This window comes from Bradyrhizobium jicamae (assembly GCF_018130695.1).
Lineage (GTDB): Bacteria > Pseudomonadota > Alphaproteobacteria > Rhizobiales > Xanthobacteraceae > Bradyrhizobium > Bradyrhizobium jicamae_B.
The window spans coordinates 26,592-52,965 of record NZ_JAFCJX010000034.1; the positions used below are offsets into that span (position 1 = coordinate 26,592).

At 64.0% G+C, this 26,374-nt stretch carries 20 protein-coding genes and 1 pseudogene; 7 read left to right on the plus strand and 14 right to left on the minus strand.

Going from position 1 to position 26,374, the window contains the following annotated elements; genetic code table 11:
• Positions 1–24: 24 nt before the first annotated feature.
• The 3 genes from JQ604_RS34795 to JQ604_RS34805 form a co-directional block, all read right to left on the minus strand.
• A complete protein-coding gene (locus JQ604_RS34795; protein WP_212365246.1) occupies positions 25–1,434 on the minus strand; it encodes a C13 family peptidase in 1,410 nt (469 codons plus the stop codon).
• Positions 1,435–1,639: 205 nt separating this feature from the next.
• A complete protein-coding gene (gene bla, locus JQ604_RS34800) occupies positions 1,640–2,530 on the minus strand; it encodes a subclass B3 metallo-beta-lactamase (protein ID WP_212365247.1) in 891 nt (296 codons plus the stop codon).
• A gap of 134 nt (positions 2,531–2,664) precedes the next feature.
• A complete protein-coding gene (locus tag JQ604_RS34805; protein WP_212365248.1) occupies positions 2,665–4,098 on the minus strand; it encodes an aldehyde dehydrogenase family protein in 1,434 nt (477 codons plus the stop codon).
• 456 nt (positions 4,099–4,554) lie between these two features.
• On the opposite strand from JQ604_RS34805, the gene JQ604_RS34810 reads away from it, so the two are divergent.
• Positions 4,555–6,579 (plus strand): FG-GAP repeat domain-containing protein, encoded by a 2,025-nt coding sequence (locus JQ604_RS34810; protein ID WP_212365249.1) that lies wholly within the window; start codon positions 4,555–4,557, stop codon positions 6,577–6,579.
• Positions 6,580–6,583: 4 nt separating this feature from the next.
• On the opposite strand, the gene JQ604_RS34815 is transcribed toward JQ604_RS34810, so the two are convergent.
• Positions 6,584–8,950: a transketolase gene (locus JQ604_RS34815; RefSeq protein ID WP_212365250.1), complete on the minus strand. Its 2,367-nt coding sequence runs from the start codon at positions 8,948–8,950 to the stop codon at positions 6,584–6,586.
• Between the two features lie 151 nt (positions 8,951–9,101).
• Here JQ604_RS34815 and JQ604_RS34820 point away from each other — a divergent pair, with 151 nt between their 5' ends.
• Positions 9,102–9,563, plus strand: coding sequence for an Lrp/AsnC family transcriptional regulator (locus JQ604_RS34820; protein ID WP_212365251.1), 462 nt, complete (start codon positions 9,102–9,104; stop codon positions 9,561–9,563).
• 948 nt (positions 9,564–10,511) lie between these two features.
• Here JQ604_RS34820 and JQ604_RS34825 read toward each other — a convergent pair.
• The 4 genes from JQ604_RS34825 to JQ604_RS34840 form a co-directional block, all read right to left on the minus strand.
• The gene (locus tag JQ604_RS34825) at positions 10,512–11,681 is read right to left on the minus strand and encodes a fumarylacetoacetate hydrolase family protein (protein WP_212365252.1); all 1,170 of its coding nucleotides are present in this window, start codon (positions 11,679–11,681) and stop codon (positions 10,512–10,514) included.
• 297 nt (positions 11,682–11,978) lie between these two features.
• Positions 11,979–13,061 carry a zinc-binding dehydrogenase gene (locus tag JQ604_RS34830; protein ID WP_212365253.1) on the minus strand — a complete coding sequence of 361 codons (1,083 nt, stop codon included), beginning with the start codon at positions 13,059–13,061 and terminating at the stop codon, positions 11,979–11,981.
• 123 nt (positions 13,062–13,184) lie between these two features.
• Positions 13,185–14,174 (minus strand): DMT family transporter, encoded by a 990-nt coding sequence (locus JQ604_RS34835; RefSeq protein WP_212365254.1) that lies wholly within the window; start codon positions 14,172–14,174, stop codon positions 13,185–13,187.
• Positions 14,175–14,369: 195 nt separating this feature from the next.
• Positions 14,370–15,209, minus strand: a complete 840-nt coding sequence (locus JQ604_RS34840; protein WP_212365255.1) for an aldo/keto reductase — start codon at positions 15,207–15,209, stop codon at positions 14,370–14,372.
• A gap of 90 nt (positions 15,210–15,299) precedes the next feature.
• Between JQ604_RS34840 and JQ604_RS42230 the strand changes: the two are divergent.
• Positions 15,300–15,437: pseudogene (locus JQ604_RS42230) on the plus strand (L-2-amino-thiazoline-4-carboxylic acid hydrolase); the annotation flags it as partial.
• A 168-nt stretch (positions 15,438–15,605) separates the two neighbouring features.
• Here the strand turns inward: JQ604_RS42230 and JQ604_RS34845 are convergent.
• Positions 15,606–17,090, minus strand: a complete 1,485-nt coding sequence (locus tag JQ604_RS34845; protein WP_212365256.1) for an aldehyde dehydrogenase family protein — start codon at positions 17,088–17,090, stop codon at positions 15,606–15,608.
• 114 nt (positions 17,091–17,204) lie between these two features.
• Between JQ604_RS34845 and JQ604_RS34850 the strand changes: the two genes are divergently transcribed.
• Positions 17,205–18,290 carry a substrate-binding domain-containing protein gene (locus JQ604_RS34850; protein WP_212365257.1) on the plus strand — a complete coding sequence of 362 codons (1,086 nt, stop codon included), beginning with the start codon at positions 17,205–17,207 and terminating at the stop codon, positions 18,288–18,290.
• 194 nt (positions 18,291–18,484) lie between these two features.
• Here JQ604_RS34850 and JQ604_RS34855 read toward each other — a convergent pair whose 3' ends face one another.
• From JQ604_RS34855 to JQ604_RS34870, 4 genes are all read right to left on the minus strand, one after another.
• A complete protein-coding gene (locus JQ604_RS34855) occupies positions 18,485–18,910 on the minus strand; it encodes a globin family protein (protein ID WP_212365258.1) in 426 nt (141 codons plus the stop codon).
• Positions 18,911–18,970: 60 nt separating this feature from the next.
• Positions 18,971–19,768 (minus strand): ABC transporter ATP-binding protein, encoded by a 798-nt coding sequence (locus tag JQ604_RS34860; protein WP_212365259.1) that lies wholly within the window; start codon positions 19,766–19,768, stop codon positions 18,971–18,973.
• Positions 19,769–19,781: 13 nt separating this feature from the next.
• A complete protein-coding gene (gene ntrB, locus JQ604_RS34865) occupies positions 19,782–20,684 on the minus strand; it encodes a nitrate ABC transporter permease (RefSeq protein ID WP_212365260.1) in 903 nt (300 codons plus the stop codon).
• A gap of 65 nt (positions 20,685–20,749) precedes the next feature.
• Positions 20,750–22,069, minus strand: a complete 1,320-nt coding sequence (locus tag JQ604_RS34870; protein WP_212365261.1) for a CmpA/NrtA family ABC transporter substrate-binding protein — start codon at positions 22,067–22,069, stop codon at positions 20,750–20,752.
• A 146-nt stretch (positions 22,070–22,215) separates the two neighbouring features.
• On the opposite strand from JQ604_RS34870, the gene JQ604_RS34875 reads away from it, so the two are divergent.
• Complete coding sequence (locus JQ604_RS34875) at positions 22,216–22,380, plus strand: hypothetical protein (RefSeq protein WP_212365262.1); 165 nt, start codon at positions 22,216–22,218, stop codon at positions 22,378–22,380.
• A 19-nt stretch (positions 22,381–22,399) separates the two neighbouring features.
• Here the strand turns inward: JQ604_RS34875 and JQ604_RS34880 are convergent, their stop codons facing one another.
• Complete coding sequence (locus JQ604_RS34880; protein WP_212365263.1) at positions 22,400–23,326, minus strand: intradiol ring-cleavage dioxygenase; 927 nt, start codon at positions 23,324–23,326, stop codon at positions 22,400–22,402.
• A 133-nt stretch (positions 23,327–23,459) separates the two neighbouring features.
• On the opposite strand from JQ604_RS34880, the gene JQ604_RS34885 reads away from it, so the two are divergent.
• The gene (locus tag JQ604_RS34885; RefSeq protein WP_212365264.1) at positions 23,460–24,725 is read left to right on the plus strand and encodes a serine hydrolase domain-containing protein; all 1,266 of its coding nucleotides are present in this window, start codon (positions 23,460–23,462) and stop codon (positions 24,723–24,725) included.
• 126 nt (positions 24,726–24,851) lie between these two features.
• The gene (locus JQ604_RS34890; RefSeq protein WP_212365265.1) at positions 24,852–26,360 is read left to right on the plus strand and encodes a sensor histidine kinase; all 1,509 of its coding nucleotides are present in this window, start codon (positions 24,852–24,854) and stop codon (positions 26,358–26,360) included.
• Positions 26,361–26,374 lie beyond the last annotated feature (14 nt).

Below are 26,374 nucleotides of genomic sequence, written 5' to 3' on the forward strand. Positions count from 1 at the left end.
TAAAACCGTGAACCTTCGACAAAGCTAGCGCCCCTCGGTGTACGCCTGCATTTTTCTGTCGAGCTTGCGCTTCGCAAGTTTCTCGGAAATCGCCACGCCGAAATGGCCCTGCGGCGACGACGGAGGCACCTCGTCGCGGGCCTCCCATTGCGAGATCTTCGCCTTCGCATCTTGGAAGGCTCGTTCTAGCGAGACGCCCTCGCTAAGGCTCTGATTGAAAAAGGCATCCCCGAAGTAGGTCCATTCGCGCTCGTTGGAGCAGCCGAATGACGGGCTGTTTTCATCCGCGGCCGTCAGGACGATGCTGCTTGGCGAGGCGAGCCGCTTGGCGAAGACACCGGAATAGCAGGCCGAAACGATCACAATGCGATTGCGGATTCCTTCACGATCGAGGACGGACGCGACATGATCCGGACTGAGCACGGAACTAATTGCATCCGCGAGGACGAGCCCTACGCCTTCCGGGCCGCCGTGCGACGTTATGAAGACGAGCAGGACATCTTCGTCCTTGTTCATGATGCCAGCAATGGCATGCACCGCCGCTGCAAAATTTGTGCGGCTGGCAATCGGCAAGGTTTCCAATGTATCCCGATGGTTGACGAGCTGGATCGCGCCGCGATCCAGGCCGAGAGACCTGTTCAGGACCGACAGACCGCCGTTCAACTCCTTGATGAAGACGTCCTGGTCGGACCAGCCCGCAACTCCAATAGCGTAGATGTCCGTCGTCCCTTTCCGCTCCGGCAGCAGCTTCTTCATCTCAACTTCGAGAAGTGATGGCTGCAAAAGCTCAAGAGCTGCGGCGTCGACTTCAGCAATCCTTTCCTCGGCGCCCTTGTGGAATTTCGCGGAGGCCCATTCCCAGACATTATAGGACGCCAGGTTGAAATCGCTACCAACGAATGTCGGGAATGATGGCATGGCCGCGACCGCGAGCTGCGATACGACAGCAAGCCCAAAACCTCTGATCGCCGGGCTTTGATACGTACCGAGGCCAGCCCCTCGCAGGATGGCGACAACTGCGCCCACCCACCAAGTGGCAAGAAGCACGACGACAAGAATCGTCGCATCCGCGCGGGTCCATGTCCCCGGCATCGAGCTCTGAAACCTAGATGGAAAGTGGATTGCGGCTGTTATCACCCAGTTCACAAGCGCGTTCAGCACAAGGAACTGCGCCAGAACGACGGCGCGATCGCGCGAAACGAACAGCAAGGTCACCACACCACAAACTGCAATCTCGGCAATGATCGAGTTGATACCATAGATGCTGAATCGGGCTGCCCCCTCCGCGGTGAGATATTGATCGGCCGCCTCGGATGCCGCCACTACAAGGGCGCACAGAAGAACCGTACCAATGGTGACAGAGCGGTCGGCCGCCGTCCTTCTCCAGAGCGCCGCGCGTAGCGCCGCCCATGCAACCCACAAGAAATTCTTCATTCCCTCTGCCCAACCACAGGCTCACCTTGGGCGGCATAGTGAGCACAGAAGACGAACGATTGATTTATTCGGTCGAGGAAATTCATTCGAATTGCGTGCTTTCGCACCGTCAGTTTGTAGTTGCACGCAGCGAGTATCCTTCTGCAGCTTGGCATTAACCACGGCGGGGTTCCCCAAAAGAAAATGCCGGAGCCCCTGCCTTCGCTCAGCCCTTCTTCTCCTGGGCCGCGGCGGTCTGTTTGACGAGGGCTTCCTCGAACAGCTTTTCCAGCGACGCCGCATAGGCGTTGAACTCGCCGGGATTGACGAACGGATTTGGCCCGCCCTCGGCGAGCTTGGCGCGCTTCTCGGGCATCTTGTACATTTCAGGGTGAGGCGCGAGAAGTATGTCGACCTTCATGCCCCTGGCGCGGGCAAAGGTCTTCTTGTAGTCGTCGACGATGCCGGGATAGGTCGGATTGCCGGCGAGGCGGTTCAGCGCAACGGTGCCGCTGCAGAAGATCAGCGCCGAGCGCGTGGCATCGCCGTCCTTCACCGAGAAGGCCCAGCTGGTGCAGCCCGGCGAATGGCCGGGCGTCTCGCGCGCCGTCAGCGTGACGTTGCCGACACTGACCGTATCGCCCTCGCGCACCGTGCGATCCACGTTCACCGGCGGGAAGTCGAGCGCCTTCTCCTCCTGCGCGCCCGGATAGTAGCCGCCTTCGAGCAGCGGCTTGTCGCGCTCGCCGGCCACCATCTGCGCGCCGCTCGCCTGCTTCAGCTCGGCGAAGCCGCCGGTGTGGTCGATATGGGCGTGGGTGTTGACGAGATATTTGATGTCGGAGATTTTGAAGCCGAGCTTCTCGATGCTGGCTTTGATCTGGCCCGTCGATTCCGGCATCACGGTATCGACGAGGATATGCCCCTGCGGCGAGGTGATCAGGTAGGACGCGAGACCGTCGGTGCCGACATAATAGACATTGTCGATGATCTTGAACGGCTCGGTCGGCTTGTTCCACTTCGCCCGCAGCAACACCATCATGTCTTTGAGCGACTGGGCCTGAACGGCCGAGGTCAGCGGCAACAATGCGACAAGCGCGACAATCAGTTTCTTCACGTTCCGTCCCTTTGTTCTTTTTTTAAGTCTTACGTCTTGCCGTCATTTGACGGCCAGACCCTTAACGATGAATGCCGGCGCCTTGCGGGGCCGGCATTCTCTGTCGCAAAGCGGCGCAAGCGGCCGCATCAGCCTTAGGCCGCGTTGTAGCCCGCGACGGCCTTGGCTTCGAGATACTCCTCCAGACCGTAGCGGCCCCACTCGCGGCCGTTGCCGGACTGCTTGTAGCCACCGAACGGCGCGGTGCGCTCGTTCGGCACGCCCTGCAGGTTGACGTTGCCGGCGCGGATCTGGCGGCCGACGCGGCGCGCGCTCTCCACGGTATCGGCCGAGACGTAACCGGCGAGACCATAGGGCGTGTCGTTGGCGATGCGCACGGCATCGGCCTCGTCCTTGGCGCCGATGATGGTCAGCACCGGCCCGAAGATTTCCTCGCGTGCGATCGTCATCTCGTTGGTGACGTCGGCGAAGATGGTCGGACGGACATAGAAGCCCTTGTTGACGCCCTCGGGCAGGCCCGGACCACCGGCGACGAGCGTTGCGCCCTCGTCGATGCCCTTCTGGATCAGCGCCTGGATCTTGTCCCACTGGCCGCGGTTGACCACCGGACCGATGGTGGTGCCATCGCCGCGGGGATCGCCCGCCTTGGTCTTGTCGGCGACGCCCTTCGCGATTGCGGCCACTTCCTTCATCTTGGAGAGCGGCACGATCATGCGCGACGGCGCGTTGCAGGACTGGCCCGAGTTGTTGAACATGTGCATCACGCCGCCGGTCACCGCCTTGGTGAGGTCGGCGCCTTCCAGGATCACGTTCGGCGACTTGCCGCCGAGCTCCTGGCTGACGCGCTTGACGGTCGGAGCCGCGCGCTTCGCCACATCGACGCCGGCGCGGGTCGAGCCGGTGAACGAGATCATGTCGATGTCCGGATGCTCGCTCATGGCGGCGCCGACTTCCGGTCCGAGGCCGTTCAGGAGGTTGAACACGCCCTTCGGCACGCCGGCTTCATGGAGGATTTCCGCGAAGATCAGCGCCGAGGTCGGCGTAAACTCCGACGGCTTCAGGATCATGGTGCAGCCGGCGGCGAGCGCGGGCGCGACCTTGCAGGCGATCTGGTTGAGCGGCCAGTTCCAGGGGGTGATCATGCCGATCACGCCGACCGGCTCGCGCACGATCACGGCGGTGCCCATGGTTTCCTCGAACTCGTACTTCTTCAGCACTTCGAGGGTGTTCATGAGATGGCCGAGGCCGGCGCCGGCCTGCAGCTTCTCGGCCATCGGCAGCGGGGCGCCCATCTCGTCGGAGACGGCGGCGCCGATCTCCTTCATGCGGCCCTTGTAGATCTCGATCACCTTGGTGAGCAGCGCGACGCGCTCCTCGCGGGTGGTCTGCGAATACGTCGTGAACGCGCGCTTGGCGGCGGCGACCGCCTTGTCGACGTCGGCCTTGGAGCCGAGCGCAATCTCATACATCGCTTCTTCGGTCGCCGGATTGACGACGGGGGTGGACTTGCCTTTGACGACGGGGTCGACCCAGGCGCCGTCGATGTAGAATTGCATGCGATTGACCATCGGAAACCTCTTTACGGGGCGTATGGAAAGGGGGAACGAAGCGTTCGGCAGGCATCCTTGCACGAAAGCCAGGCGAATTGAACCCGCCACAAGCGGGACGCGGCTCGTGCGCGCAGGTCGGATATAGGCTCTCCGGTGGCACCCCGGCAAGACGCCCCTTGCATTCCATGCATGACCCCGCCGCCCGGCCGACGGGCCATTTGCCGCAGCAGACGCCCACTCTCTCCCCGCGCGCCCGGTCGATCCGGCCGGCGGTTCGGGTCTGACGCCAACGTCGGCGCGCGCGTTCCTTAGCCTTGCACGCCGCTCGCCGGATGCGCGGCCTGTTTGCCATGACGGCCGGCCGGACAACCCTGCCGATATTACCAAGATTTCATCGCGCGGAAATATGCCGAAACGAACCCTCGCCAGCGAGGGGGCGACTGCCTGTGGAGAGACACAACCAGGAATTCGAACATGTCCAATTTCACGTTCCGCACGATTGATGTCCCCGACGCCGCCGGCACCTACACCTATATCGGCGTCACCGGCGTCGACGCCGCCGGCGAGGCCGTCGGCTATTACGGCAGCTCGGACGGCGACGGAGACTCGACTTTCCACGGATTCACAACCAGCGAGCCGAATGTCGGCGTCACCTTCGATCCGACCGGCTCCAGCAACACCAACGGCATGTACATCACGGCTGGCGGCGAGATTTACGGCGACTATGTCGACTATGCCAACCGGCAGCATGGCTTCATCGATGCCAACGGCACCGTGAGCAAGTTCGACTTCGTTCCCAACCAGTACACCATTCTGTCCGGCCTCGACGACGCCGGCAACATGTTCGGCGACTACTTCAACGGCACGTCGGTCGAAGGTTTCGTCGACATCAACGGAACATTCTCGGTGATCGATGTCGCGGGATCGCAGGCGACCTCGGTGGCGGGGATCAACGTCGCCACCGGCGAGATCGTCGGGACCTATTCCGATCAGTCCTACGTTCAGCACGCTTTCGTGATCAAGAACGGCGTCACCACGACATTCAATGCCCCCAACGCCTACTCCACCACCGTGGTCGCCGTCAGCAGCAACGGGACCATCGTCGGCGACTTCCAGGACTTGTCCAACCATCAGCACGGCTTCATCGACGCCAGCGGCACGCCGGTGGCGTTCGACGTGGCCGGCGCGGTCGACACGTCGATCACCGGCATCAACGCATCCGGCGAGATCGTCGGCAACTACACCGATGGCACCGGCGTCCACGGCTTCACTGACATCGGCGGCACGGTGACGACCGTCGACGTGCCCAATGCCATCGACACCAACATCCTTGGCGTCAACGATGCCGGCGATATCTTCGGCTACTACAACGACGCCAGCGGCCAGCACGGCTTCGTCGGCGCGCCGACCGCGCCTCCCCCACCGCCTCCGCCGGTCGCCGCGCCGCTGGATTTCAACGGCGACGGCATGTCGGACCTGCTGTTCCAGAACAACACCACGCACGGTGTCGCGGTCTGGGAGCTGAACGGCACCCAGGTGATCGCAAATCCCCAGGTCGCCATCGCGCCGTCCGGCGCGCAACTCGCAGGCACCGGTGACTTCAACGACGACGGCAAGACCGACCTGTTGTTCGTGAACGACAGCACCCACGACGTCACGGTCTGGGACATGAACGGCACGCAGATCGCGAACAGCGCCACCGTCGGCACCATCAACGCGGCCGGCGGCTGGCAGTTCGCCGACACCGGGGATTTCAACGGCGACCACAAGACGGACCTGCTGTTCACCAACAGCAGCACCAACGGCGTCGCGGTCTGGCAAATGGACGGCGCGCACATGACGCAGGACGGCCAGGTCGCCATCATGCCGAGCGGCTTTCATTTTGCCGCCACCGGCGACTTCAATGGCGACGGCAAGACCGATCTCCTGACCATCAACGACACCACCCACCAGGCCGCGGTCATGCTGATGAACGGCACGCAGGCGACGTCGCAGACGACGATCGGCACCATCAATGCCGCCGGCGGCTGGCAGTTCGAGGGTACCGGCGACTTCAACGGCGACGGCAAGACCGACCTGTTGTTCCTCAACAGCACCACCCATGGCGTGGCGATCTGGGAGATGAACGGCACCCAGGTCACCGCCAATCCGCAGATCGGAATCATGAATGCCGCGAGCGGTTGGCACTTTGCCGATGTCGGCGATTTCAACGGTGATGGAAAGTCCGACCTGCTGTTCCTCAACGATACGACCGGCGGCGTCGCGGTCTGGCAGATGAACGGCACGCAAGTGACCGCGAATCCCCAGATCGGCATCATGGATGCCGGCTTCCACTATGTCGGCCAGGGCGACTACAACGGCGATGGCAAATCCGATCTGCTGTTCGAGAACGACACCACGCACGCAGTGTCGGCCTGGGAGCTCAACGGCACCCAGATCGAGCACGCCGCACAGGTCGGCGCGATCAACGCCGCAGGCGACTGGCACCTGATCGGCTGACGCATCACACCGCCATCTTGCGATGCCGCACCGGCGCACCGACCGTCAGCCCTTCCGCGGCATCGATGATTGCGTTGGCGTCGATGCGATGGTGGCGGTAGAGGTCGGCGATCGTGCCGGTCTGGCCGAAATGCTCGACGCCGAGCGCCTCGACGCGATGGCCGCGCACGCTGCCGAGCCAACCGAGCGAGGCCGGATGGCCGTCGAGCACGGTCACGATGCCGCAGTCGCGGCCGAGCGGCGCCAGCAACTGCTCGATATGACTCAAATGCTGCACGGCGCGGCGGTCGCGGCGCAAATTCCGCGCCTCGGACCATCCGCGATAGAGCCGGTCGGCGGAGGTGATCGCGAGGAGACCGACGTCGCGGTGGCTCTCGCCGATCAGGCCGACCGCCTCGATCGCCTCCGGCGCGACCGCGCCGGTATAGGCGATGACGAGATCGCAATTCGGCCCCGGCTTGCGCAGCCAGTACGCGCCATCGGTAATGCCCTGCTGCAGCTCGCCGGACATGATCCGCTGCGGCTGTTCCAGGGGCCGCGTCGACAGCCGCAGGTACACCGATCCGCCGTCGGCGCCCTCGCGCTGCATGTGGCCAAAGCCGAAAGCCATGATCACGGCAAGTTCATCGACGAAGGCCGGCTCGAACGAGGCCAGGCCATCCTGCCCGATCCCAATCAGCGGCGTCTTGATCGACTGATGCGCGCCGCCCTCCGGCGCCAGCGTGATGCCGGCGGGCGTCGCCGCCACCATGAAGCGGGCATCCTGGTAGCAGGCATAGTTCAGCGCATCGAGGCCGCGCTCGATGAAGGGATCGTAGAGCGTGCCGACCGGCAGCAGCCGCGCGCCATTGATCTGGTGCGACAGGCCGAGCGCCGAGAGCATGATGAACAGGTTCATCTCGGCGATGCCGAGCTCGAGATGCTGGCCCTTCGGCGAAAAATCCCAGTTGAAGGTCGAGGGGATCTTCTCCTGCCGGAACAGGTCGTGGTTCTCCGCCTTGGCAAACAGGCCGCGGCGATTGACCCAGGCGCCGAGATTGGTCGACACGGTGACGTCGGGCGACGTGGTGACGATGCGCGAGGCGAGCTCGGTGTCGCCGCGCGCGAGCTCGTGCAGCACGAGGCCGAAGCCCTGCTGGGTCGACATCTGCGCGGATGGCTTGAAGGTGAGCTGTTGCGGCACCTCGATCACGGGCGCTGACAGGCGCCGCCGTCCATCGCGATTGAACGGCGCCTCGGCCAGGAACGCTTCAAGCTTCGCGGTATCCTGCGACAGCCCCTCGAACTTGTCCCACTCATGGCCGACGCGGATGTTCTGCGCCGCGCGCCACTTCTCCATCTGCGCGACCGTCATCAGGCCGGCGTGGTTGTCCTTGTGGCCCTGCATCGGCAGGCCGACACCCTTGATGGTGTAGGCGATGAAGCAGACTGGACGATCGTGATCGATGGACTCGAAGGCCTCGATCATGCTCGCCATGTCATGGCCGCCGAGATTCGACATCAGCGCCAGCAGCTCATCGTCGCTGCGGCGGTCGATCAGCGCGGTGACAGGACCCTGGTCGCCGATGTCGTCATGCAGATGCTTGCGGAACGCCGCACCGCCCTGGAAGCACAGCGCCGCGTACATCTGGTTCGGGCAATTGTCGATCCAGCGCTTGAGCGCCGCGCCGCCGGGCTCGGCAAACGCCCGATCCATCAACTTGCCGTACTTCACGATGACGACGTCCCAGCCGAAATTGCGGAACATGGTCTCGAACTTTTCCCAGAGCCCTTCGCGCACGACGGCATCGAGCGACTGGCGGTTATAGTCGACCACCCACCAGGTGTTGCGCAGGCCGTGCTTCCAGCCCTCGGCCAGCGCCTCGAAGATGTTGCCTTCGTCCATCTCGGCGTCGCCGACCAGCGCGATCATGCGGCCCTCGGGCCGGTCCTTCATCCAGCCATGCGCGGTGACGTAGTCCTGCACCAGCGAGGCGAACAGCGTCTGCGCGACGCCAAGGCCGACCGAGCCGGTCGAGAAGTCGACGTCGTCGACATCCTTGGTGCGCGACGGATAGGACTGCGCGCCCTTGTAGCCGCGGAAGTTCTCCAGCTTCTCTTTGCTCTGGTGGCCGAACAGATACTGGATGGCATGGAACACCGGGCTCGCATGCGGCTTCACCGCGACACGATCCGGCGGGCGCAGCACCGAGAAATACAGCGCCGACATGATATTGGCGAGCGAGGCCGACGAGGCCTGGTGGCCGCCGACCTTCAGGCCGTCGGTGTTGGGGCGGACATGGTTGGCGTGGTGGATCGTCCAGGACGACAGCCACAGCACCTTGCGCGCCAGCGCGGACAACAATTCGAGACGTTGCGGCGCAATTCCCATGGCAATGCTCCCTGGCGGTATCTTCGGGCTTTGCAAGTATCTTGGGATTTTAGCCCTGCGGCGGCGGCCAGAAATCTCAAATTTTCGCGACAGAACTGGCAAAATTGGGATAGTTTCCCATAACTTGGCCTCAGACTGCGAGTTTATCCCAATGCCTTCGCTAGACGCCATCGACCGCAAGATCCTCAGCCTGCTGCAGACCGACAGCCGCATGACCATGCAGGAGCTCGCCGACCAGGTTGGCCTCTCCGTCTCACCCTGCCATCGCCGCGTGAAGCTGCTGGAGGAGCGCGGCGTCATCACGCGCTATGTCGCGACCGTCGACCAGAAATCGCTGGGGCTGCATGTCAGCGTCTTCATCTCGATCAAGCTCGCGCGGCAGAAGGAGGAGGACCTGAATCGTTTTGCCAAGGCGATCTCCAAATGGGACGAGGTGCTGGAGTGCTATCTGATGACCGGCAATCGCGACTACCTGCTGCGCGTGGTGGCGGCGGACCTGTCGTCGTATGAGGCGTTCCTGAAGAACAAGCTGACCCGGCTGGACGGCATCGCGTCGATCGAGTCGAGCTTTGCGCTGAGCCAGGTGAAGTATTCGATCGCGCTGCCGGTGTAGGGCTATGCCTTTCGTGGTCGTGATTGCGCCAAAACACCGGTGTCGTCCCGGCGAAGGCCGGGATCCATACGCCGCAGCAGATGTTGTGAAAGGGACTCGTCGTTCCAGCGGTGCAAAACAAGACAGAGTAGTGGTTATGGGTCCCGGCCTTCGCCGGGACGACACTGAATTTGTATCGCCGTTAAACCACAAAACATGCGTCCGCATTCTCGCGACATGATTTGTCCGAGTCTTGCCGTTCGTTCCGCCCTCTCTCTTGAGCGAGGGCGCAGGGAAGACCGGGTGCACGCCGCACCCGCGGTCTCGCGTGCAATGTGCACAAAGAAAGTGCGCACACGAGCATACAGGTTTGGCTGAGACATCCCGGCCTTCCCTGCGCGATGGTCTTACGGCTTATACGTGCTCGCCCTGGTGAGACTCTGCTTTTGTGCCACCATCGTCCACGATCGGCTTTGAACCTCTCGCGGACTTGCCACCAGCATCGGGGCGACAGGCCCACACGACTTCACCGTCCGCCTTGCGCACACACGCCTGTTGCACGCCCAGCGGCCACCGCATCTGCACCCACGTTCGTGGCGTTCGCGAGCGCCCCTCGTGTCGGGTGAGACGCGACATTGTTAGCATATTCCGAAGTTCGTGTAAAGAACATTATTTTAGCCTGACGGCCTTGCGCCGTCGGGCAAATCAGCGGTCTAATGTCAGCGGGAGCGTTGTCATGTGAGGGACGCACGGGCGGAAGGGTTCCCTCTCCCCTTGCGGGAGAGGGTTAGGGAGAGGGGTACCACACGGCGCGCTCTCTCCGTATGCATTGCGATGAAATACGATCGAAAGATTGCGCGAGCGATGGACCCATTGAGTATCTCGCCCGGGGCCACCCCTCTCCCCACCCTCTCCCGCAAGGGGAGAGGGAGCCCACGAGAGTGCTCACCTCACGATCGCTCTGCCTCTTCAAATCACCTTCCGCTTTGCCAGGCTCGCCATCAGCGCACTGACACCAAACGTCCAATGCTCGCATTCGTCGCTGTTGCGCATGCGGTTGACGAGCTTGCCGAGCTGCGGAGCGGCAATCGTGACGATATCGTCGCGCTTGTGGGTAAAGCCCTGGCCGGGGGCGTCGCGGTCTTTCACCGGCGCGAACATCGTGCCGAGGAACAGCGCGAAACCGTCGGGATATTGATGCACGGCGCCGATGGTCTGGGCGACCAGGTCGGTCGGATCGCGGCTGATCTTGCTGATCGAGGAATGGCCGTCGAGCACGAAGCCGTCGGTGCCTTTCACGGTCAGGCCGACATCCATCTTGCGCACGTCGTCGAGCGAGAAGGTCGCGTCGAACAGGCGGACCAGCGGGCCGATCGAACAGGAGGCGTTGTTGTCCTTGGCTTTCGACAGCAACAGCGCCGAGCGGCCCTCGAAGTCGCGCAGGTTGACGTCGTTGCCGAGCGCGGCGCCGACGATCTGGCCCGTGCTGGAGACGATCATCACCACCTCCGGCTCCGGATTGTTCCAGGTCGATTTCGGATGCAGGCCGGCATCCATGCCAGTGCCCACGGAGGACAGCGTCGGCGCCTTGGTGAAGACCTCCGCATCGGGGCCGATGCCGACTTCGAGATATTGGCTCCAGGCGTTCTGCTCGATCAGCACCTGCTTCAGCTTCATCGCCTGCGCGGAGCCCGGCTTCAGTTTTGAAAAGTCATCGCCGACGAGGCTGACGACCTCCTTGCGGATCGCTTCGGCTGAGGCTGGATTGCCGCGGGCGCGCTCCTCGATCACGCGCTCCAGCATCGAGATCGCGAAGGTGACGCCGGCGGCCTTCAGGACCTGCAGATCGACCGGCGCCAGCAGATGCGGCTTTGTCGCATCGCGGCCGTCGGGCGGCGTGTTGGCGAGGATCGCGGCAAGATCGCCGATCCGCTCGCCCTTGGCGGCGCGGAGCGCGGCCGCCGGATCGGCCTCCTCGCACAGCGCGGTGACGGTCGGAAACCGCGCGGTGACGTCGAACGCGCCGTCCTCGCGCACCGCGACCACGGCGGGCCCCACCTGCGGCAGCCAGACGCGGCCGACCAGCGTGCCGCGCGTGCCGTCTTCCGGCAGGACGTCTTTGGGCGTGAGCGAGATCATCGGCAGTTCCTCCGTAACGGTTCTTCGGAGCGTCTTATCACAGCTCGCGGCCAATGCGAGCAGGCGCTGCTTTCACCTCTCCCCGCTCTTTGGCGGGGAGAGGTCGGATCGCATCAAAGATGCGATCCGGGTGAGGGGCTGTGCACGACGGTGCCCGGCAATCAGCCTCTCCGACTCCCCGATGGACCAGTCGGCAAACATCGAGCCTGCGGTAGGTAGCGTGCCATGCCCCTCACCCGAAATTCGCTATGCGAATTTCGACCTCTCCCCGCTGAAGCGCGGGGAGAGGTGAAGAAATTACCGCCACGGCTCGACCAGGATCTTCGTGTGCGCCTCGGGATTGGCGAGATCGGTGAAGGCTTGCGCGACGCCGTCGATGCCGACGCGGCCGGTGATCAGCGAGGCGGCGTCGACCTTGCCGTCGGCGATCAGGCGCAGCGAGCGGGCGAATTCCTCCGGCGTGTAGCCCAGCACGTACTGGACGTTGAGCTCCTTCATGATGCCGAGCATCGGCTCGGAGCGGTCGGTCTCCATGCAGACGCCGACCACGACGATGCGCGCATCGCGCGGCGCGCCTTCGAACACCTGCTGCAGCAGGCCGGGCACGCCGACGCATTCGAAGATCAATGCCGGCTTCAGCGCCGGCAGATGCGCCTGGAACGGCGGCCGCGCCGCCCTCTCCTGCTCCGACATCTGCGCGTGCTCGGCCCAGCTCGCGTAAGGTTGCGTCTTGGCGGGATCGAGCACGACGTCGGCGCCCATGATCTCGGCGAGGCGGCGCCGCGTCGGCGAATAGTCGGCGGCGATGATCGGGTGCAGGCCCTTCAGCTTCAGCGCCGCGATGACAGCGAGCCCGACCGGACCGCAGCCGATCACCAGCGGCACCTCGCCGCCGCGGATGCCGGCCTTCTCCACCGCATGGACGCCGACCGCAAGCGGCTCGGTCAGCGCGGCGTGCTCGGCCGACAATCCGTTCGGCACTTCCAGCAGCAACGGCTCGCTGAGCACCATCCGCTCGGCATAGGCGCCGACGCTGTCGTTGGAATAGCCGATGCCGATCGGGCCCTGCGGCGTCACCAGCGCCGGCAGCGAGCAGACCTTCGTGCCCGGCTTCAGCTTGCGCTCGGTGCCCGGACCGTAATCGAGCACCTCGCAGCAGAACTCATGGCCGAACACGACGTCGCGCGACAGGTCCATCGGCTTGCGGCCGGGAAAGAACTTGGTCAGCTCGACCATGCGGTGGGCGTGCTTGCGCGCGTGCAGGTCGGAACCGCAGATGCCGCAGGCCAGCGACTTGACCAGCACCTGCCCCGCACCCGGCACAGGCTCCGGCATGGTGTCGACGACAATCTCGCCGTTCCTGAAGATCGCTGCGCGCATGGTTCCTCCGCTTTTTTTTGAGCATGATCTTATCGGAAAACCGCTACGCACTTTTCCGGATCATGCTGTGCTGACTGTTGATTCACAGTAGCACGGACGATCGCAGCGGCACGCCAAAAGATGTCAGGCGTTCGGGGTCGGCTCGGCGGAGACGGCCGCGAGTTGCGAGCGGCGGATTCGCTCGCGATGGGCGGTGTAGAGCCCGCTGGCGACGATGAAGGCGGCGCCGAGGATGGTCCAGCGATCCGGCACCTCGCCGAACACGAAGAAGCCGAGGATGCTGACCCACAGCAGTTGCGTGTAGGAGAACGGCGCCAGCACCGAGGCGTCACCGTAGCGGAAGGCCAGCACCACGATCCACTGGCCGGCGGTCGAGGCGACGCCGATCAGGATGCCGAACATGATGTCGTGCCAGGTCGGCGTGACCCAGACGAACGGCACCAGCGCGGTGAGGATCGCAAGGCCCGCGATCGACGAATAGGTCATGATGGTGATCGAGCGTTCACCGCCGCTCATCATGCGCGTCATGATCAGCGTGCAGGCCCAGGCCAGCGCCGAGACGATCGGGAAGAACGCCGCGGGATGGAATGCGCCGGTGCCCGGCCGCAGGATGATGAAGACGCCGATCAGGCCGAACCCGGTCGCGATCCAGCGGCGCATGCCGACCTTCTCGTTGAGGAAGATGATCGACAGCGCGGTCACGAACAGCGGCGCGACGAAGCCGGTGGCGGAGGCCTCAGCGATCGGCAGGAATTTCAGACCGGAGATGAAGAACAGCGACGAGCCGAGCAGCGTGGCGCCACGCGCCATGTGCAGGCCGAGGCGCTTGGTCGGCATCGCATACAGCGGCGAGCCCGGCACCATCGCCGGCGTCATGATTAGCGCGAACACCAGGAAGCGGATCCAGGTGATCTCGATCGAAGGCAGCGTGGCCGAGAGATATTTTGCGGTGACGTCGGAGGTTCCCAAAAACACCGTGGAAGTGAGGATCAGCGCAATGCCCTTGAACGGTCGATCGACACGCGCAGACGCTTTTCGCGCGGCGGACTTTTTCTCGGGCAAAGGCAAATCAACGCTGTCCAGCCTGGCGGCTGCGGCGGGGGGCGGAGTCACGGCAATCTCGGAGCAGAATGAATCGAACTGGCGATGCTCTAAAAAACGACATTTCGTGCACAAGGACAATGCCCGAAAACGGGACTCCGATATGCATCAGCGCACGCGACGGCGCGCCGCATACCGTACGCTTACGGAATCGAAAGGTTTTGTTAAGAACTCTCTGACGCGAGCGTGACTAATCCGCGATCATGCTCACAGCATCGGCAGCCCGCGCGGCTTCGGCCCGCGCGGAAACGCCTCGTCGAGTGCAGCGATCTCGCCCGCGCTGAGTTTCAGGTCCCCCGCTGCGGCATTGTCGGCTGCGTGCGCCGCGCTTGACGCCTTGGGAATTGCGACCACGGATGGTGCGCGCGTCAGGAAGGCCAGCGCGACCTGGCGCGCGCTGACCTTGTGCGCGTCCGCGATCGACTGCAGCACCGCGCCGCGCTTGCTCGACGCAGGCGGAAAATCATTGTGGCCGAACGGTGAATAGGCGACCACGGTGACGCCGTGCTGCTCGCACCAGGGAATCACCGCGTGCTCGATTGCGCGCTCCTGCAGATGATAGAGCACCTGGTTGCAGGCGATCTTGCCGTCGCCGGCGACCTCGCGCAGCTCATCGAGATCGTCGGCGTCGAAATTGCTGACGCCCCAGGAGCGGATCTTTCCGGCGGCCTTCAGCTCCTCGAATGCCGCAACGGTATCGGCGAGCGGATAGGTGCCGCGCCAGTGCAGCAGATAACAATCGAGCCGATCGGTCTTCAGCCGTTTCAGCGAACGCTCGCAGGCGGTGATGGTGCCCTTGCGCGACGCGTTGCTCGGCAGCACCTTTGACACCAGGAACAGTTTGTCGCGCTCATTCGCCACCGCGTCCGCAATCACGAGCTCGGCGTCGCCATACATCTCCGCGGTATCGATATGCGTCATGCCGGCCTCGACGCCGCAGCGCAGCGCTGCAATTGCAGCCTTGCGGTCACCACGGTCGAGATACCAGGTGCCCTGCCCGATCACGGACACATGCGGGCCGCCTCTGCCGAAGGGTCTTGTTTGCACAGCTAACCTCAACTCCTGATGACGCCGACGAGACAACGACCACGCATCGCGGGCGAATTTGCGGCCGGCAGGCCGCGCAGCCAAGCACGGGCGCGCCATGGCGACAAGGACATCCTGCCGAACATTTGCGGGCTCGATTTTGATGCCTATGCCACGCGAGACACCCGCGCGGAACGGACGCAAACGCTCGCCGGCGGTGCGAGCCACTGCAATTTTCGATTCTTGCGACCGCGGTGGAACAACGCGCGACCCCTTTTCACGTTGCTGCGGCCGCACGGTCATTTGAGGAAAGCAGGCGATCGTGCCTCCTCATCGTCGTCCCGGCGAAAGCCAGGCGAAAGCCAGGACGACAGTTGTGTCTGTTGCGCCGCCCTTGGTCACCGGCGCAACGCGCCGTCAAACGTTGAGGTTCATCCACACCGCCTTCGGCTCTGTGAAATTGTCGAGCGCTGATGTGCCGTGCTCGCGACCGAGGCCGGAGTCGCGTTCGCCGCCCCATGGCAGGCGGACGTCGGTGTAGCCATAGGTGTTGATCCACACCGTGCCGGCGCGCGCCTTCTTCGCAAAGCGCTGCACGCGGCCGATGTCGGCGCTCCACACGCCGGCGGCGAGGCTGTAGGCGGTGCCGTTGGCCAATCGCAGCGCATCGGCCTCGTCCTTGAACCTGATCACGCTGACGACGGGGCCGAAAATCTCCTCCTGCGAGATGCGCATCTCGTGTGCGACGTTGGCGAACACCGTCGGCCGGATGAAATAGCCGCGATCACCGACCCGCTCGCCGCCGGTCGCAAGCTGCGCGCCTTCACGTTGGCCGATCTCCACATAGTCGAGGATCGAACGCATCTGCTTCTCGGAGATGACGGGGCCGAGCGCGGTGGCACGGTCGGCGGGATCACCAATACGGAGCGCTTCGGCGCGGGCGACCAGGCGATCGACGACTTCGTCATAGGCCTTCTTCTGCACCAGCACGCGGGAGCCCGCCGAGCAGACCTGGCCGGCGTTGAAGAAGATGCCGGCGGCGGCGGCCTTGGATGCGGCTTCGAGATTGGCGTCGTCGAAGATCACGTTGGCGGATTTGCCGCCGAGCTCGAGCGACACGCGCTTGAAGTTGGACGCCGCGCCCTTCATGATTCCACGGCCGACGCCGGGCGAGCCCGTGAACGTCACCTTGTCGACATCGGGATGATTGACCAGGGCATCGCCGACCACGCGGCCGGGGCCGGTGACGACGTTGAACACGCCGCGCGGCAGGCCGGCCTCGAGCGCGAGCTCGGCGATCCGCAGCGCGGAAAGCGACGTCAGCTCGGCCGGCTTCATCACGATGGTACAGCCGCAGGCCAGCGCCGGCGCGAGTTTCCACATGCCGATCATCAGCGGGAAATTCCACGGCACGATGGCGGCGACCACGCCGACCGGCTCGCGCACGGTGTAGGTCAGCGCGTCATCGCGGGTTGCGACCACGTCGCCTGAGATCTTGTCGGCCCAGCCGGCGTAATAGGTCAGCGTGTCCACCGCGGCCTTGAAATCCTGACGCAACACCGCCGAGATCGGCTTGCCGGCATCGAGGCTTTCGAGTGCAGCGATCTCGTCGACATGCTGCTTCAGCAGTTCGGCCCAGCGCGCGAGGATATGGCCGCGCTCGGCGGCGCGCATGGTGCGCCATGGTCCTTCAAAAGCACGGCGCGCGGCGGCGACGGCGCGGTCGACATCGACCTCGTTGCCTTCCGCGACTAACGCGATGACCTGCTCGGTCGCGGGATTGAGGGTTTTGAAGCTTCGGCCGGACGCCGCGCGGACGCGGGCACCGTCGATCAGCAGCAGTTCGTCCCGGATGGCGGACCGGCTGGGAGTTGCCTCGGCATAATCATATGCAATCGACATCATATTTCTTCCTGTGCTGGATCCAGCCTAGGGGGATTTTAACCGCAGTAAATATGATATGTTGTGCCTATTGGCATGCCCTAATATGAATCAGACTTCATAAGTGAGGCCACGATGCTGCAGATCGAGATCGAGACCGTCTGGCGGTTTCGCAAGGAAAAAAGCCCGCAGACTGCGGTCGTGATGCTCGGCATCCTCAACGAGATCAGGAAGACGGGGAAGATCACCAGCGCCGCCAACGATGCGCAGCTGTCGTATCGCCATGTCTGGAACCTGATCGAGCAATGGTCGGAGTTCTTCGGTGTGCCGCTGGTGGAGACGCAGCGCGGCAAGGGCTCGAAGCTGACGCCGTTCGGCGAGAAGCTGGTGTGGGCCGGCGAACGCATGCAGGCGCGGCTCGGGCTGCAGCTGGAAAACCTCGCGCAGGAGCTTGCGACCGAGATCAAGCCGTTCCTGCATCAGCGTCCCTCGGTGATCCGCGTCCATGCCAGCCACGGCTTTGCGGTGTCGAAGCTGCGCGAATTCCTCGACCGCGAGAGCGGCATGGGCGTCGACCTGCGCTATGTCAGCAACCAGAACTCGCTGGTCTCGCTGGCGCAGGGCGCCTGCGATCTGTCCGGCGTGCACCTGCCGCGCGGCGAATTGCGCGCGCAGGGCATAAGAGCGTGCAAGGAATGGCTCGACCCGCGCGAGGATCGCGTGATCAGCTTTGTGACGCGCGAGATGGGGCTGATGGTGAAGCGCGGCAATCCCTTGAAGATCGCCTCACTGAAGGATCTGGTCGCGCGCAAGGCGCGCTTCGTCAACCGCGATCATGATTCCGGGACACGGCTGCTGTTCGATCAACTCCTGGCGCAGCACAAGATCCCCGAGAGCAGGATCAACGGCGCGCAGCAGATCGAATTCACCCATGCCGCGGTCGCGGCCTATGTCGCCAGCGGCATGGCGGATGCGAGCTTTGGCGTCGAGGCCGCGGCAACGCAGTTCGGGCTCGACTTCATCCGCCTGTTGACCGAGGACTATTTCTTCGTCTGCAAACGCGGCTTCCTGGAGAGCGAGCCGATGCAGCGGGTGCTCGACATCATGCGGAGCGCGGAGTTTCGCAAGGCGGTCGGTGCGCTGCCTGGGTACGTCGCGGTGAATACGGGTGTGGTGAGCGGCGTGAAGGAGTTTTTGGAGAAGATGCACGGGGACGGGTGAGTGCGCGTCGCTCTTCCCCCTCTCCCCGCTCTTCGCGGGGAGAGGGTTGGGGTGAGGGGCAGCTTCCGCAAAATAATTGGCAAAAGAGTTCGTGGAGGCTCCCCCTCACCCGGATCGCATTGCGCTTCGCTGCATGCGATCCGACCTCTCCCCGCAAGCGGGGCGAGGTGACTTTCGAGGCCGCTTCGCTTGCTCTACTCCGCGGCCTGCGCGGTGCCGTAGGCTTCCGAGATCATGTAGGTCGAGAGCGTGCCGTAGGCTGCGGTCCAGGCCGCGGCGACGGCCGGCGTCCAGGCTTCGCCGAGGCCCTTCTCCAGCGTCCAGAGCAGCGTGCTGCCGACCACGGGATAATGATCCGGCTTGGCACCATAGGCGACGTGACGTTTGGCGAGGGCACTCGCGGCGGGCAGGATGGCTTCGAGCGTGCCCAGACCATTGACGACGACGGCGAGCGTCGCCATCAGCTTCTTGCGTTGCTCGGTCATATCTGCGGGAAACATCGGCTTCACCGCGGGCGCCACCTCGAACAGGCGATCGTAGAAGATCGTCGCGGCCTGCTCGGAGATCGGCGCGACCTTGGCAAAACTGTCCTGGACAAGCGTGATCTGTTCCGGGGTCATCTGTGCCTCCTTGCACAAAGGTTTCCTCGCCGCGTCGTTGCGGCGAGGCCGAAAGAAGAATCAGGCCGCCTCCACAAACCGATGCCGCTCGTAGAGGAATTCGAGCACGCGCTGTCGGCATTTGAGGTAGGCCGGATTGGTCGCGAGCTCGAGCCGCTTGCGCGGGCGCGCCAGCGGCACCTCGAGCACCTCACCGATCCGTGCGCTCGGGCCGTTGGTCATCATCACGATCCGGTCCGACAGCAGCACGGCCTCGTCGACGTCGTGGGTGATCATCAGGATGGTGTTGCCGAGCTTCTGGTGCAGGGCCATCACGGAGTCCTGCAGATGCGCGCGGGTCAGCGCATCGAGCGCGCCGAAGGGCTCGTCGAGCAGCAGCACCTTCGGCTCCATGGCGAGCGCGCGTGCAATGCCGACGCGCTGCTTCATGCCGCCTGAGATTTCGCTCGGGCGCTTGTCCTTGGCATGAGCCATCTGCACCAGATTGAGATTGTGCATCACCCAGGCGTGGCGCTCGACCCGGGTCTTGGTCGCCGAGAACACCTTGTCGACGCCGAGCTTGACGTTCTCGTAGACCGTGAGCCACGGCAGCAGGCTGTGGTTCTGGAACACCACGGCGCGATCCGGTCCCGGCGAATTGACCTCGCGGTTTTCCAGCAGCACGCAGCCTTGCGTGGTGCCGGTGAGGCCGGCGACGATGTTGAGCAGGGTCGACTTGCCGCAGCCGGAGTGGCCGATGATCGAGACGTATTCGCCCTTGTCGATCGTCAGGTTGATCTCCTTCAGCACCTCGGTCGTGGCATTGCCGCGGGTGAAGGACTTGTCGATGTGGTCGAGCTTCAGATAGGCGTGCTGCATGGGTCTGTTTCCTTCAGCTCACGGAGGTGCCGTGGGTCACGAACTTGCCGAGCCCCGCGATCAGGCGGTCGAGCACGAAGCCGATGATGCCGACATAGAACAGCGCCAGGATGATCTCGCTGATGTGCGAGGAATTCCACGCATCCCAGATGAAGAAGCCGATGCCGACGCCGCCGATCAGCATTTCGGCTGCGACGATCGCAAGCCATGACAGGCCGATGCCGATGCGCAGGCCCGTGAAGATGTAGGGCGCGGCCGCCGGGATCATGATCTTGCCGAAGAACTCCAGCGGATTGAGCTGCACGACGGCGGCGACGTTGCGGTAGTCCTGCGGGATGTTGCGGATGCCGACCGCGGTGTTGATGATGATCGGCCACACCGAGGTGATGAAGATGACGAAGATCGCGCTCGGCTGGCCGTCGCGGAACGCGGCGAGCGAGAGCGGCAGCCAGGCGAGCGGCGGGATGGTGCGCAAAACCTGGAACAGCGGATCGAGCCCGCGCATCGCCCAGACCGATTGCCCGACCAGCGTGCCGAGCGCGATGCCGGCGACGGCTGCGATCGAATAGCCCAGCGCGACGCGCTGGAGACTCGCGGAGAGATGCCAGAACAGGCCCTTGTCGATGCCGCCATGATCGAAGAAGGGATCGAGGATCAGCTCCTTGGTGTCCTTGAACACGCGCGACGGCGGCGGCAGGGTCGAGCCGGCGCGGCGGCAGATCAACTCCCACACCACCAGCAGCAGCGCGAGCACGATCAGCGGCGGCACCACGCGCACCGCAGCCTCTCTTGCCATCTTGGCGTACTTCTCGGCGCGCGGCGCCGACTTCGGCGTCAGCGTGACAACCGGCGCCGCAATCACGGGCGCCGGCATCGCCGCCGTGGTGACTTCGGTCTTGAGGGCAGGCATGGACATTGAAAATGAATCTCCGTGATGCAAAGGGAGAAGCCGCGCGCGAGAGGCGCGCGGCCAAGTTCAAATCAGACTTCGACGCGCTTGATCGACAGCGACTTCAGATAGGCTGAGGGATTCTCGGGATCGAACACCTTGCCGTCGAAGAAGGTCTCCTTGCCGCGCGAGGTGGAGGTCGGAATCTCGGCTGCAGGCACCCCGAGATCCTTGGCCGCGGCGCGCCAGATGTCCTCGCGGTTGACCTTGCCGATCAGCGCCTTGGTATCGAAGTTCGCCTCGTACTTGCCCCAGCGGATATCCTCGGTGAGGAACCAGAGGTCGTGGCTCTGGTAGGGATAGGAGGCGAAGTCGCGCCAGTACTTCATGATGTGCGGCGAGTTCTCGACCACCTTGCCCGGAATGCCGTAGTCGAACTTGCCGGCGGTGCGGTCGTAGACGTCCTCGACCGGGCAGTTCATCCACTGCCGCTTGCCCATGATGGTGGCGAGCTCCTGCTTGTTCTCGGCCTTGTCGGACCATTGCTGAGCTTCCATCACGGCCATCGTGATCGCCTTCGCCGCGTTCGGATATTTGTCGACCCAGGCGGCGCGCATCGCGAACGACTTCTCCGGATGCTTGTTCCAGAGCTCGCCGGTGTTGACGGCGGTGTAGCCGATGTCCTGGTGGATCAACTGCAGGTTCCAGGGCTCGCCGACGCAGAAGCAATCCATGGTGCCAACCTTCATGTTGGCGACCATCTGCGGCGGCGGCACCACGATGGTCTCGATGTCCTTGTCAGGATCGATGCCGCCGGCGGCGAGCCAGTAGCGGATCCAGAGATCATGCGTGCCGCCGGGGAAGGTCATCGCCGCCTTCACCGCCTTGCCCGACGCCTTCTTCTTCTCCAGCGCCGCCTTGAACGGCGTGGCGTCGACGCCGAGCTTGAGGTCGGCATATTCCTTGGCGACCGAGATGCACTGACTGTCGAGATTGAGCCGCGCCAGGATGTACATCGGTGTCGGCTGGTTGTTCTGCGTCACCTTGCCGGCCGAGATCAGATACGGCATCGGGGTCAGGATATGCGCGCCGTCGATGCCGTTGCCTTCGGAGCCGAGCACGAGATTGTCGCGCGTGGTGCCCCATGAGGCCTGCTTCTGCACGTCGACATCGGGCATGCCGTATTTGGCGAACAGGCCCTTGTCCTTGGCGACGAACAGGGGACCGGCGTCACTCAGTGCGATGAAGCCGAGCTTGGCGCCCTTCACTTCGGGGCCCGCGCCTTGCGCAAACGCGCCGGCCGGGAAATTCAGTTTGGCGGCGGCGAGCAGGGCCGCCGTGCCGCTGGCCGCTTTGAGAAGCTGGCGACGGTTCATTCCGCGGCCTGCAAGACGGTCGTTGCGCTTGGTCATGTCGTGTCTTCGTCCTTCTGCGTCTGTGCTGAGGGCTGCCGTCCGTCTGGTACTGCCGCACGCCAATCGCGCACGGGGGCGCGTTCCGGGGTGGCCCCGGTTTGCGGCAACACAATTCGGATCATTGGTCTCAAGGGACGGCGTCGATGGCGTCGACGACTAACTATTCAAGCATCGTGCCAGATACGCTGCAGCGCAAAAAGACGATGGAACAGATAAGCTTGCGCAGGATGTCGCAGCTCGCGGCGCGGCGGGCGACCGCATTCGATTTTTGCGATTCGCCCAATCCTTGTGCGTCGCACAAGGATTGAGCAGATCAACTTTCAGGCGTTACTCGGCGGGCTCGGAAACCTTTGCGGGCTTGGTGCCGAGCGGCGCCGGCGGCGCGCCCTCGCCCGGTTTGACGTGGAATTCGTAGGTCATCAGATGCCATGGCGCGGAGGCCTTGCTGCCGTCGGGCATCGTCGCATCGCTGCGCTTCTCGATCTTCGCGATCAGCTCATCCTTGACGCCGAACACCACGTCGGAGTCGAGATATTTGTCGCCCTCCATGAAGACGTGGGTGATCAGGGGCTCGTAGCCCTTGGCCGCGACCAGGAAGTGGATGTGCGCGGGGCGCATCGGATGACGGTTGGTCTGCTTGATCATCTCGCCGACCGGGCCGTCGGTCGGCACCGGATAGCTGCAGGGCAGGATCGTCTTGAAATGGAAACTGCCGTCGGCATCGGTGATGAAGCGCGCGCGCGACACCGGGCCTTCGGTGAGGAACTCCGGCTTCTGTGAATCATAGTAGCCGTCGCCATCGGCATGCCAGACATCGACCGGCGCATTCGCGATCGGCTTGCCCTCGAGGTCGGTGACGCGGGTCTGCACGTACATCCGCTCGCCGTCGAGCGCTTCGGAAATATCCGTGCCGTGCGCGGTCACCTTGTGCTCGCCGACATAGAACGGGCCGAGCACCGTGGTCTCGGTGGCGCCGTCGCGGTCGCGATGGTTGACGGCGTCGACCAGCATGGAGACACCGAGCACGTCGGAGAGCAGGATGAACTCCTGGCGGATGTCGGTGCAGGTGTGGCCGGTGCGGGTGAGGAAATTGATTGCGTAGTCCCACTCGTCGAAAGTGAGGTTGGTCTTGCTGACATAGTCGTGCAGCGACTTCACCAATTCCTGCAGCAGGAACTTGGCGCGCGGGTTCGGCGTATTGTCAAAGCTGCGGATGACGGCGGCGGTGAGTTCGGCTTCGTTGAACTGGGGCATTTTTGGCGTTTCCTTGGCCCAAATGGCTGATACGAGCCTACACCAGCGCTCCCGTGCGGTTAAGCGCCAAGCGCTTGGAACGCGGCACACTTTTCGGCTATCAAGGCCTGAAATCCAACCGGAGAAGAGCCCCATGCTAGCCCCCACCCCCGCCTCGCCCGAATCCGCGGGCATGTCGACTGCCGCCCTCAATCGCCTCGAAGCGCATCTGAAGTCCCGCTACATCGACGGCGGCCGCTTCCCCGGCACACAGGTGATGATCTATCGCCGCGGCAAGGTGGTGCATTCGGTGAGCCAGGGCTTTGCCGATCTCGAGCGCAAGGTGCCGGTCAAGGACGACACCATCTTCCGCATCTATTCCATGACCAAGCCGATCACCTCGGTCGCCTTCATGATGCTGGTCGAGGAAGGCCGCGTTGCGATCGACGAGCCGGTCTCCCGCTACATTCCGGAATGGAAGAACCTCGGCGTGTTCGTCGCCGGCACCGCGCCGGCCTTCCTGACGCGGCCGCCGACCCGGCCGATGCTGATCGTCGACCTGCTCCGCCACACGTCCGGTCTGACTTATGGCTTCCAGCAGCGCTCCAATGTGGATGCGGCCTATCGCGAGAAGAAGATCGGCGAGGTCATCAAGACCGGCACGCTCGACAGCATGATCGAGGAACTCGCCAAGATCCCGCTGGAGTTCTCGCCGGGCGAAGCCTGGAACTATTCCGTCGCCACCGACGTGCTCGGCTATCTCATCGGCAAGATCTCAGGTCAGCCGTTCGAGCAGTTTCTCAAGGAGCGCATCTTCAAGCCGCTCGGCATGAATGACACCGATTTCTTCGTGCCGGCCGACAAGGCGCACCGCTTCGCCGCCTGCTACTCCGCCGCCTCCCAGATCGGCATGGCCGCCGAACGCGACGGCACGCTGACCCTGCAGGACGATCCGACCACGAGCTCGTTCCTGCAACCGCCCTCGCTGATCTCGGGCGGCGGCGGGCTGTGCTCGACCACCGCCGACTACCTCACCTTCTGCCGCGCGCTGCTCAATGGCGGCGAGCTCGGCGGCGTCAGGCTGATCGGGCCGAAGACGCTGGCGCTGATGACCTCGAACCATCTGCCGGGCGGCATGGACCTGCCGGGCATGTCGCGCTCGCTGTTCTCCGAGGCCACCTATAACGGGATCGGCTTCGGCCTCGGCTTCGCCGTCACCATGAGCCCCGCACTGACGCTGATCGCCGGCAGCCCCGGCGAGTACAATTGGGGCGGCGCGGCGACGACCTCCTTCTTCATCGATCCGGCCGAGGAGCTGATCACGATCTTCATGACCCAGGTGCTGCCGTCGAGCGCCTACCCGCTGCGCCGCGAGCTGCGCACCATGGTCTATGCGGCGATCACCGAGAGCAATCTCTGAGGCGCGCACTTTCCGCGGTGCACGCTGCTGCACCGCGGCCTACGACTTTAATCCCGGCTATTTGTTTGGCGGTTTTTCGCCGCCTCTCCTATGCTCCCTGCCATTGGGCGTGGATCCGGATTCTTTGTGCCGAAACTGACATTGCCAGTGCGTCTCGCGCTCCTGGTCGCGGGGACGATGTTGCCGCTGATCGTGTTCGCGGTCGGCATCGTCTTCAACAACTACGCCCAGGACCGCAAGGACGCGAGCCAGCGCGTGCTCGAGACGGTGCGCAGCATTCGCCTGGTGCTGGACGCCGAGATGCAGCGCATGACCGGCGGCCTGCAGGTGCTGGCGCTGACCAACTCGCTGCGCAACGGCGACTTCGACAATTTCCGCAGGGTCGCGACCGGCTTCCTCGACCAGTACGGCAAGGACGGCGTCATACTGGTCGCCGATCGCCGCGGACGGCAGCTGTTCTCCTCGGTGACGTCTGATACCGCGAGCCTGCCGCCACGCAACAACCTCGAGATCGTCGAGAAGGTGTTTTCGACCAAGCGTCCGCAATATTCCAACCTGTTCGTCGGCGCCGTGAAGAAGCGCCCGATCGTCACCGTCGAGGTGCCGGCAATCCGAGGCGGCGAAGTGATCTACGATCTCTCCTTCAGCCCGCCGATCGAGGTGTTCCAGAAAATCATCGAACAACAACGCCTGAGCCAGGAGTGGACCATCTCTATCTTCGACGGCGAAGGCGTCAATCTCGGACGCGTTCCGAACCCGGAGCAGACCATCGGCCAGCGCGCCTCGCCCTCGCTCCATGCCGAGATGTTTCGCAGTGAGGAAGCCACCCTGCCGACGGTCTCGCTCGAAGGCGTCCCGCTGATCACGAGCTTCACGCGATCGAAGCTCACCGGCTGGACGGTGGCGGCCGGCATTCCGGAAAGTTCGCTGGTGGCGCCACTGTGGCGGACGCTGGCGATCACCTCTGTGATCGGCGGCGTGCTGCTGCTGGTCGGCCTTGCCTTTGCGCTGCGGATGGCGACCACGATCGCGCGCGGCGAGATGCTGCACGATCTCCTGATCGAGGAGCTCAACCACCGCGTCAAGAACACGCTGGCGATCCTGCAGTCGATCGCGGCGCAGACCTTCCGCAGCGCCACCCGCGCCGAGCGCCAGACCTTCGAGGGCCGCCTCGGCGCACTCGCCGAAGCACACAATCTGCTCAGCACCGCGAAATGGCAGGGCTCGGATCTGCAGGACGTGATCAACCGCGTGCTGCAGCCCTACCGGATCAACAATCCCGACCGGGTCAGGATGTTCGGTCCGCCCGTGCCGCTGTCGCCGCGGCTTGCGGTGGTGCTGTCGATGATCGTGCACGAGATCGCGACCAACGCGACGAAATATGGCGCGCTGTCGAACGACACCGGCACCGTGACGCTGGATTGGGAGATCCTGCAGGAGAGCTCGGGGAAGCAGTTGCGGCTGATCTGGACCGAGGCCGGCGGCCCGCTGGTCACCGCCCCCGTGCAGCGCGGCTTCGGCTCGCGGCTGATCGAGCGCAGCGCCCGCGACCAGCTCGGCGGCTCGGCAACCGTCGACTTCCTGCCCCGCGGCGTCGTCACCACCGTGACCTGTGCGCTCGACCAGGCAACCTAACACCTGCAGCTTCC

Excerpts from the sequence above, each read along its gene's own strand:
- JQ604_RS34795 (WP_212365246.1), bottom strand. The coding sequence starts at position 1,434 with ATGAAGAATTTCTTGTGGGTTGCATGGGCGGCGCTACGCGCGGCGCTC.
- JQ604_RS34805 (WP_212365248.1), bottom strand. The coding sequence starts at position 4,098 with ATGGTCAATCGCATGCAATTCTACATCGACGGCGCCTGGGTCGACCCC.
- JQ604_RS34810 (WP_212365249.1), top strand. The coding sequence starts at position 4,555 with ATGTCCAATTTCACGTTCCGCACGATTGATGTCCCCGACGCCGCCGGC.
- JQ604_RS34815 (WP_212365250.1), bottom strand. The coding sequence starts at position 8,950 with ATGGGAATTGCGCCGCAACGTCTCGAATTGTTGTCCGCGCTGGCGCGC.
- JQ604_RS34820 (WP_212365251.1), top strand. The coding sequence starts at position 9,102 with ATGCCTTCGCTAGACGCCATCGACCGCAAGATCCTCAGCCTGCTGCAG.
- JQ604_RS34825 (WP_212365252.1), bottom strand. The coding sequence starts at position 11,681 with ATGATCTCGCTCACGCCCAAAGACGTCCTGCCGGAAGACGGCACGCGC.
- JQ604_RS34830 (WP_212365253.1), bottom strand. The coding sequence starts at position 13,061 with ATGCGCGCAGCGATCTTCAGGAACGGCGAGATTGTCGTCGACACCATG.
- JQ604_RS34845 (WP_212365256.1), bottom strand. The coding sequence starts at position 17,090 with ATGTCGATTGCATATGATTATGCCGAGGCAACTCCCAGCCGGTCCGCC.
- JQ604_RS34850 (WP_212365257.1), top strand. The coding sequence starts at position 17,205 with ATGCTGCAGATCGAGATCGAGACCGTCTGGCGGTTTCGCAAGGAAAAA.
- JQ604_RS34855 (WP_212365258.1), bottom strand. The coding sequence starts at position 18,910 with ATGACCCCGGAACAGATCACGCTTGTCCAGGACAGTTTTGCCAAGGTC.
- JQ604_RS34860 (WP_212365259.1), bottom strand. The coding sequence starts at position 19,768 with ATGCAGCACGCCTATCTGAAGCTCGACCACATCGACAAGTCCTTCACC.
- ntrB (WP_212365260.1), bottom strand. The coding sequence starts at position 20,684 with ATGTCCATGCCTGCCCTCAAGACCGAAGTCACCACGGCGGCGATGCCG.
- JQ604_RS34870 (WP_212365261.1), bottom strand. The coding sequence starts at position 22,069 with ATGACCAAGCGCAACGACCGTCTTGCAGGCCGCGGAATGAACCGTCGC.
- JQ604_RS34875 (WP_212365262.1), top strand. The coding sequence starts at position 22,216 with ATGGCGTCGACGACTAACTATTCAAGCATCGTGCCAGATACGCTGCAG.
- JQ604_RS34880 (WP_212365263.1), bottom strand. The coding sequence starts at position 23,326 with ATGCCCCAGTTCAACGAAGCCGAACTCACCGCCGCCGTCATCCGCAGC.
- JQ604_RS34885 (WP_212365264.1), top strand. The coding sequence starts at position 23,460 with ATGCTAGCCCCCACCCCCGCCTCGCCCGAATCCGCGGGCATGTCGACT.